Genomic DNA, 7,996 nt, shown 5'->3' on the forward strand with positions numbered 1-7,996 from the left:
CAGTGTTACAGGTTCCCGCGCGCTTCCTGCTCCCGCTCGATCGCCTCGAACAGCGCCTTGAAGTTGCCCTTGCCGAAACCGAGCGATCCGTGCCGCTCGATCAGTTCGAAGAAGACGGTCGGCCGGTCCTGCACCGGCTTCGTGAAGATCTGCAACAGGTAGCCGTCCTCGTCGCGGTCGACCAGGATCTTGCGCGCCTTCAGCTCCTCGATCGGCGCGCGTACCTCGCCGATCCGAGCCCGCAGCTCCGGGTCGTCGTAGTACGAGTCCGGCGTGTCCAGGAACTCCACCCCGGCCGCCCGCATCGCGTCCACGCTGCGCAGGATGTCGTTGGTCGCCACCGCGATGTGCTGCGGGCCGGGACCACCGTAGAACTCCAGGTACTCGTCGATCTGCGACTTGCGCTTCGCCACCGCCGGCTCGTTCAGCGGGAACTTGACCTTGCGGGTGCCGCTCGCCACCACCTTCGACATCAGCGCCGAGTAGTCGGTGGCGATGTCGTCGCCGATGAACTCGGCCATGTTGGTGAAGCCCATCACCCGCCGGTAGAACTCGACCCACTCGTCCATCCTGCCCAGCTCCACGTTGCCCACCACGTGGTCGACAGCCTGGAAGAACCGCTTCGGCTGGACCCCGGCGTCGATCATCGGCTGCCGGTCCACGATCGGACCGCGCGCCACGAAGCCGGGCAGGAACGGGCCGGCGTACTTCGACCGGTCGACCAGGGTGTGCCGGGTGTCGCCGTAGGTGGCGATGCTCGCCATCCGGACGGTGCCGTGCTCGTCGGTCACGTCGTACGGGCCGACGATCGCGGTCGCACCCTGGGTGAGGGCGTGTGCGTACGCCGCGTCCACGTCCGGCACCTCCAGGGCGATGTCCTGCACCCCGTCGTTGTGCTTGGCCACGTGCTCGCTGCCGGCGGCTCCCGCGTGCACCGCACCGGTCAGCACGAACCGGGCCGAGCCGCTGGTGAGCACGTACTCGGCGTGGTCGCGGAAACCCTGCTCCGGACCCCGGTAGGCGACGCAGGTCATGCCGAAGGCGGTCGAGTAGTAGTGCGCCGCCTGCTTCGCGTTGCCGACCATGAACTGAATGTGGTCGATGCCCCGGACCGGGAACGGGTCGGCCGAGATGTCGTGGTCGACCGCGCCCACCAGAACGTCGACGTCGACGTCGGTGGTGTCGGGCGACGGTCGGTCAATCGCCTGGGTCATGGTCGAACTCCCTCCGTGCCGGCCGCCCGTCTGCTCGGCGGCGGTCCTGTGGCGAGGATCTCGTCTCCGCCCCGGCTGGGCAACTGTCAGATGTTTGGCTGGTCAGCTTGCACATTCGGTATGGTCAACCACCGTGACTGATGTACAGGCTGTACAGCTCGACCGGCTTGACGCTCGGCTGATCGAGCTGCTCGCCGAGGAGCCGAGGATCGGCGTACTGGAGTGCTCCCGCCGGCTCCGGGTGGCCCGGGGCACGGTCCAGGCCCGGCTCGACAAACTGGTCGCCCGGGGAGTCGTCCGTGGCTTCGGTCCGGAACTCGCGCCGGCCGCGATCGGATTCGGCGTCACCTCCTTCGTCACTCTGGAGATCAGCCAGCGGCACGGCCACGACCCGGTCGCGGCGCACCTGCGGGCGATCCCCGAAGTGCTGGAGGCACACACGATCACCGGCACCGGCGACATGCTCTGCCGGATCGTCGCCCGCTCCAACGCGGACCTGCAACGGGTGATCGACGAGATCGTGTCGTACGACGGAATCGCCCGCGCCTCGACCATCATCGCGCTCGCCGAACAGATCCCGTACCGGGTGCTGCCGCTGGTCCGGTCGGCGGCAGTCGGCGTGACGCGGGCAACTCCGGAAGATCCCGGCGGCGAGCCCTCCCGCGTTTGACCCCCGCGCGTCGTTACGGTAGCCCGATGGCGAAGGGGAGCGCCGGGCGGAGCGCGAAGTGGTTCCTCGCCTTCATGCTGGTCGCGGTCATCGTGCTTTCGGCCACCGGGATCTGGAACCCCTTCCCCAACGTGCTCGCCTGGGTCAACCGCAGCCAGCCCCTCTCCGAGCCGGACGTGGTCTGGCAACAGCGGGTCGGCGGCACCCCGAAGAGCGTGACCGTCGCCGGCAGCACCGTCGTGGTCGAGCAACGTACGTTCGTCGAGTCGCGCAGCCTCGCCACCGGCGGCAAGCTCTGGGAACGCAAGGCCGACTGGGCGGCGGTCGCCGGGAGCGAGACCGACCCGGTCGTCGCCACCGGCAAACTGCTGACCAAGGGGTACGAGCTGATCGACCCCGAAACCGGGGCGGTACGGCGCCGCGACACCGAGGCCAGCGGGGTCTGGACGTACCGCAACGCGCTGCTCGACGTCCACTGTCGCGACCCGCGCGAGTGCACCCTGAGCCGGTGGGACCCGCGCGGCACCAAACCGGTCTGGACCGCCTTCCTGCCCGGAGTCGGCACCGGCCTCTTCGCCGACAACCCCGAGGTGCTCGGCACCCGACGGTTGACCACCACACACGTCGCCGACGACGCGAGCGGACCGGAGACCATGCCGTCCCTGCTCGGCTTCCCGGTCGACGGTCGGGTGCACATCGTGGACACCGCTACCGGACGGGTGCTCCGCGACGTACAGCCGGGCCGGGCCGACCGGCTGGTGGTGGTCGGCGGTCGGATGCTGCGGATCGAGGCCCGCGCCGAGGACGGAAGCTGCTACTTCACCGTGCTGGCCCGGGATCCGATCACCGGGCAGGAGGTGTGGCGACGGTCCGGCATCAACCTGCGCACCGCCAACGCGGGCGGTTGCGTACAGCGCGACGACCCGCAGGGCGGGCAGAGCGTCCTGGTCGGCGTCGGCCCGGACGGCCGGGAAACGGTCATCGACGGGTACGACGGACGGCTGCTCTGGTCCGGTGCCGAAGGTGAAAAGCTGCTCGCCGTCGACGACCGGTACGCGTTGGTGCGTTCCGCCGACCACCAGTCCCTCATCGGGCGGGAACTGGCCCGGGACGCGCCACGTTGGAACCGCCCGCTGGGCCCAGAGGGGGGCGCCATGCTCACCCGCGCCGCCGCGCTGCTGGTCGACGAGAAACCGAACCGGGTGCTCGCGCTCGATCCGCTCAGTGGACGCGAACTGCTCGACCTCGCCACGTCGGCGAAGGTGCTCGCGGTCGGTCCCGCCGGATTGGTGATTGGCGACGGCAGAGACATCGGTTATGTCCAGTTCGGCTCGGCGGCCGGTGTACCCGGACCCGGCCCGGGTGCTCCCGGAACCTCCCCGGGGCCGGGTGCCGGTCCCGGCGACACGGGCCCGACCTGCGGTGGACCGAAGATGGAAGAGTGCGGACCGGCCGGCTCCGGCAAGGACGGTTGAGCCGGTCAGCCCCCGCCCGGAGCGTGGAAAGCGCACGACGGACGACCCGGACGATGCGGGAGGTGACCGGCGGCTAGGACGGTTCCGGTCCACTGGCCTAGGCTTTCCGCTCATGAGCAGTGCCGCCGCGTTCTCCTACGCTCCCTTGCTCCCCGTCGGCGCCGACCAGACCGAATATCGGCTGATCACCGACGAGGGCGTCGACGTGGTACACGGGCCGGGTGGCCGGCGATTCCTGACCGTGGAGCCCGCCGCGCTGACCGCGTTGACCGCCGAGGCGATGCACGACATCGCCCACTTTCTCCGCCCCGCACACCTGGCCCAGCTACGGGCCATCATCGACGACCCGGCCGCCTCGCCGAACGACCGCTTCGTCGCGCTCGACCTGCTGCGCAACGCGAACATCGCGGCCGGCGGGGTGCTGCCGATGTGCCAGGACACCGGCACCGCGATCGTGATGGGCAAGCGCGGCCGGCATGTGCTGACCGACGGCTCGGACCACGAGGCGGTCTCCCGGGGCGTCTACCAGGCGTACACCCGGCTGAACCTGCGCTACTCCCAGCTCGCCCCGCTCACCATGTGGGAAGAGCGCAACACCGGCAGCAACCTGCCGGCCCAGGTCGAGATCTACGCCGAGGACCCGGACGGGCACCCGGACGCGTACAAGTTTCTCTTCATGGCCAAGGGCGGTGGCTCGGCCAACAAGTCGTACCTCTACCAGGAGACGAAGGCGCTGCTCAATCCGACCCGGATGATGCAGTTCCTGGAGGAGAAGCTGCGGCTGATCGGCACCGCCGCCTGCCCCCCGTACCACCTGGCGATCGTGATCGGCGGCACCTCGGCCGAGTACGCGCTCAAGACCGCGAAGCTGGCCTCGGCGAAGTACCTGGACGCGCTCCCCACCGAGGGCTCGATGCTCGCGCACGGGTTCCGTGACGTTGAGCTGGAGGCGGAGGTGCTGGAGCTGACCCGCCAGTTCGGCATCGGCGCCCAGTTCGGTGGCCGCTACTTCTGCCACGACGTACGGGTGGTCCGGCTGCCCCGGCATGGCGCCTCCTGCCCGGTGGCGATCGCGGTCTCCTGCTCGGCGGACCGGCAGGCGGTCGCCAAGATCACGCCCTCCGGGGTCTGGCTGGAGCGGCTGGAGACCGACCCGGCGCGGTTCCTGCCCGACGTCACCGACACCCAGCTCGAAGCCGGCGCCGATGTGGTTCGGATCGACCTCAACCGGCCGATGGACGAGATCCGGGCCGAGCTGTCGAAGTACCCGGTGAAAACCCGGCTCTCGCTCTCCGGTCCGCTGGTGGTCGCCCGGGACATCGCCCACGCGAAGATCGCCGAGCGGTTGGACGCCGGTGAGCCGATGCCGCAGTACCTGCGCGATCACGCGGTCTACTACGCCGGTCCGGCGAAGACCCCCGAGGGCTACGCCTCCGGTTCGTTCGGGCCGACTACGGCCGGCCGGATGGACGCCTACGTGGAGCGGTTCCAGGCGGCTGGTGGTTCGCAGGTGATGCTCGCCAAGGGCAACCGGTCTGGCCAGGTCACCCGCTCCTGTCACGAGCACGGCGGCTTCTACCTCGGCTCGATCGGCGGCCCGGCCGCCCGACTCGCTCAGGACTGCATCAAGCATGTCGAGGTGCTGGAATACCCGGAGCTGGGCATGGAGGCGATCTGGCGGATCGAGGTCGAGGATTTCCCCGCCTTCATCGTCGTCGACGACAAGGGCAACGACTTCTTCGCCGAGGTCACCAAGCCGGTCCTCACCGTCGGTCGGCGCTGATTCTCCAAAGTTTCCCAAGAACTTGGGAGTTGAGAGATCTTGGCAGACTTGTTGCTTGTGTAGATGCTCAAGGCTGGTATCGTCATGTCCGACGAGGGGGTGATGGCGTGCCGCAGATCGAGATTGACGACGCCACGGATCGGCTGCTGGAGTTCGCGGCCAGCATCGCCGGGTTGAGCAAGGGGCAGGTAGTGGCCCGGTTGGTGGAGCAGAGCCAACCGGCAGCCGCCCTGCCACCAGCCGTCGCCGACGGAGAACCGAACCCGGTGCGGGTCCACGCCGACTACGCCGGCCACCGCACACAGGCGCTCTTCATCCCGGGGCCGAACCGGATCGAGATCACCTCGGGTCCGTTGGCCGACCGCGCGTTCCGGACTCCCAGCGAAGCCGCCCGGGCGATCGTCGCGCACTACAACCCTGGCGTCAGTCCGCACCGCAACGGCTGGGCCTTCTTCCTGGTGAGCGCGACCGGAGCGTCATTGCAGAGCCTGCGGCACCGCGCGTCGTGACCCGTCGGACCGCGAGGTGGGAGACCCGTCGCGATCGGCACAGATGACCTTGAAAGGGGGGAGTCGCCTGCACGCGCATGTGTTCGTGGATGAGACGAAGCAGCGAGGGCTGCTGGTCGCCGCCGCCGTGGTGCTGCCCGCCGACCTTGCCCCCGCCCGCCAGGCGATCCAACGACTGGTCCTGCCGGGGCAGCGCAGGATCCATTTCCACAAGGAAAGCGACGCGCGGCGGCGACAGATTCTGGCTGCTGTCGTCGAACTGGGTGTTCGAGCCGTCGTCTACGACGCGACCGGTCAACGGAATACCAAGGCTGCGAGGGATGCGTGCTTGGTCGAGTTGGTGGCCGATCTCGCGAAAATCAACGCAGCACGCCTAGTGCTGGAACGTGACGACTCGACTCTCGATGCCGACCGGCAGTTGCTGTTCTGTCAGGTACGAATGGCGGGCATGGTCGAGCCGTTCCGGTACTACCACCTACGTGCCCATGAGGAGGAACTGCTGGCGATACCTGATGCGGTGGCCTGGTGCTGGGCGAAAGGCGGCCGATGGCGTGCGACCGTGAACCAGATCGTCACGGACGTACGAGAGGTCTGAGGCTCTCTGGTCGTTGATACGCGAAACCCGGCCCACCTACCGTCCGGAAGGCTGCCGGGCTCACTTCCAAGGAACTACTGCTCCTGGCGGTTTTACCCTACCTTCCTTCCTTGCGCCCAACAAGTCGGTCCGACTTGGGGTCGGCACCCCCCGGCTTCTCTTCTGTGACCGCGCCAACTGTGGCTCCTTCCTGCGGGACGTCGCATCGCGGTGCAGGATGGGATACGTGAGCACACCAGGGACAGCGGGTTTCCGCGTCGAGCGGGATTCCATGGGCGAGGTCGAGGTCCCCGCCGAGGCGTTGTGGCGGGCCCAGACCCAGCGGGCGGTGCAGAACTTCCCCATCTCGGGGCGGGGACTGGAGCCGGCACACATCCGCGCCCTGGCCCAGATCAAGGGTGCGGCGGCCCAGGTCAACGCGGATCTTGGCGTGATCGACGCCGAGGTCGCCGCGGCGATCGCGGTCGCGGCGGCGCACGTGGCCGACGGTGGTTACGACGACCAGTTCCCGGTGGACGTCTTCCAGACCGGGTCCGGCACCTCGTCGAACATGAACACCAACGAGGTGATCGCCACCCTCGCCACCCGTGAGTTGGGTCGCGACGTCCACCCCAACGACGACGTGAACGCCTCCCAGTCCAGCAACGACGTCTTCCCCTCGTCGATCCACCTGGCCGCGACCCAGTCGGTGCTCCAGGACCTGCTGCCGGCACTGGAGCACCTGGAGCAGACGCTGCGTTCCAAGGTGGAGGAGTTCTCGACCGTGGTGAAGGCCGGTCGTACCCACCTGATGGACGCCACCCCGATCACCATGGGCCAGGAGTTCTCCGGTTACGCCGCCCAGGTCCGGTACGGCGTCGAGCGGATGCGGTCGGTCCTGCCCCGGCTGGCTGAGCTGCCGCTCGGCGGTACGGCGGTCGGCACCGGGATCAACACCCCGGTCGGGTTCGCCCCGGCGGTGATCGCGAAGCTGCGTGAGCAGACCGGTGTGCCGGTGACGGAGGCGGGCAACCACTTCGAGGCGCAGGGAGCGCGGGACGCGCTGGTGGAGGCGTCCGGGCAGCTTCGTACGATCGCGGTCGGCCTTTACAAGATCGCCAATGACATCCGGTGGATGGGCTCCGGCCCCCGGGCCGGGCTGCGCGAGTTGCAGATCCCCGACCTCCAGCCCGGCTCGTCGATCATGCCCGGCAAGGTCAACCCGGTGGTCTGCGAGGCGGTCCGCCAGGTCAGCGCACAGGTGATCGGCAACGACGCCACGGTCGGCTTCGCCGGGTCGCAGGGCGACTTCGAACTCAACGTGATGCTCCCGGTGATGGGCCGCAACCTGCTGGAATCCATCCGGTTGTTGGCTGCGGCGAGCCGCCTGCTGGCCGACCGCTGCGTGGCCGGCCTGGTCGCGAACGCGGAGGTGGCCCTGGCGTACGCCGAAGGCTCGCCCTCGGTGGTCACCCCACTCAACCGCTACCTCGGGTACGACGAGGCGGCCTCGATCGCCAAGGAGGCGCTGGCGACCGAGTCGACCATCAAGTCCGTGGTGCTCGCCCGGGGCCACGTCGATGCCGGAAAACTCACCGAGGAACAACTCGACCAGGCCCTCGACGTCCTCCGCATGACCCACCCCTGAGATGTAAGGAAGGGCCCCTTGTTATCGCGGCGGATTCCAGGGGTCGTTGCAACACGGTGGTTAGTCGGTGACGGTTAGGAGCTTAGCGAGGCGCTCGGCTGGGGTGTCCCAGCCGAGCGTTTT

7 protein-coding genes are annotated in these 7,996 nt (G+C 68.7%); 6 read left to right on the forward strand and 1 reads right to left on the reverse strand.

Annotated elements, in window-relative coordinates:
- Positions 1-5: 5 nt before the first annotated feature.
- Positions 6-1,214 carry a 4-hydroxyphenylpyruvate dioxygenase gene (hppD, locus tag ACIBF5_RS05140; RefSeq protein ID WP_396808236.1) on the reverse strand — a complete coding sequence of 403 codons (1,209 nt, stop codon included), beginning with the start codon at positions 1,212-1,214 and terminating at the stop codon, positions 6-8.
- Positions 1,215-1,347: 133 nt separating this feature from the next.
- On the opposite strand from hppD, the gene ACIBF5_RS05145 reads away from it, so the two are divergent.
- The 6 genes from ACIBF5_RS05145 (at position 1,348) to ACIBF5_RS05170 (ending at position 7,873) form a co-directional block, all read left to right on the forward strand.
- Positions 1,348-1,884 carry an Lrp/AsnC family transcriptional regulator gene (locus tag ACIBF5_RS05145; protein WP_396808237.1) on the forward strand — a complete coding sequence of 179 codons (537 nt, stop codon included), beginning with the start codon at positions 1,348-1,350 and terminating at the stop codon, positions 1,882-1,884.
- A 26-nt stretch (positions 1,885-1,910) separates the two neighbouring features.
- Positions 1,911-3,359, forward strand: coding sequence for a PQQ-binding-like beta-propeller repeat protein (locus tag ACIBF5_RS05150; protein ID WP_396808239.1), 1,449 nt, complete (start codon positions 1,911-1,913; stop codon positions 3,357-3,359).
- A gap of 112 nt (positions 3,360-3,471) precedes the next feature.
- A complete protein-coding gene (locus ACIBF5_RS05155; protein ID WP_396808240.1) occupies positions 3,472-5,142 on the forward strand; it encodes a fumarate hydratase in 1,671 nt (556 codons plus the stop codon).
- A 107-nt stretch (positions 5,143-5,249) separates the two neighbouring features.
- Positions 5,250-5,651: a hypothetical protein gene (locus ACIBF5_RS05160; protein ID WP_396808242.1), complete on the forward strand. Its 402-nt coding sequence runs from the start codon at positions 5,250-5,252 to the stop codon at positions 5,649-5,651.
- A gap of 43 nt (positions 5,652-5,694) precedes the next feature.
- Positions 5,695-6,246 (forward strand): hypothetical protein, encoded by a 552-nt coding sequence (locus ACIBF5_RS05165; protein ID WP_396808243.1) that lies wholly within the window; start codon positions 5,695-5,697, stop codon positions 6,244-6,246.
- A gap of 217 nt (positions 6,247-6,463) precedes the next feature.
- Entirely contained in the window at positions 6,464-7,873 is a 1,410-nt protein-coding gene (locus ACIBF5_RS05170; RefSeq protein WP_396808244.1) for a class II fumarate hydratase, read from the forward strand.
- The last annotated feature ends 123 nt before the right edge of the window (positions 7,874-7,996 follow it).

It is taken from the genome of Micromonospora sp. NPDC050417, assembly GCF_044458865.1.
Classification (GTDB): domain Bacteria; phylum Actinomycetota; class Actinomycetes; order Mycobacteriales; family Micromonosporaceae; genus Micromonospora_G.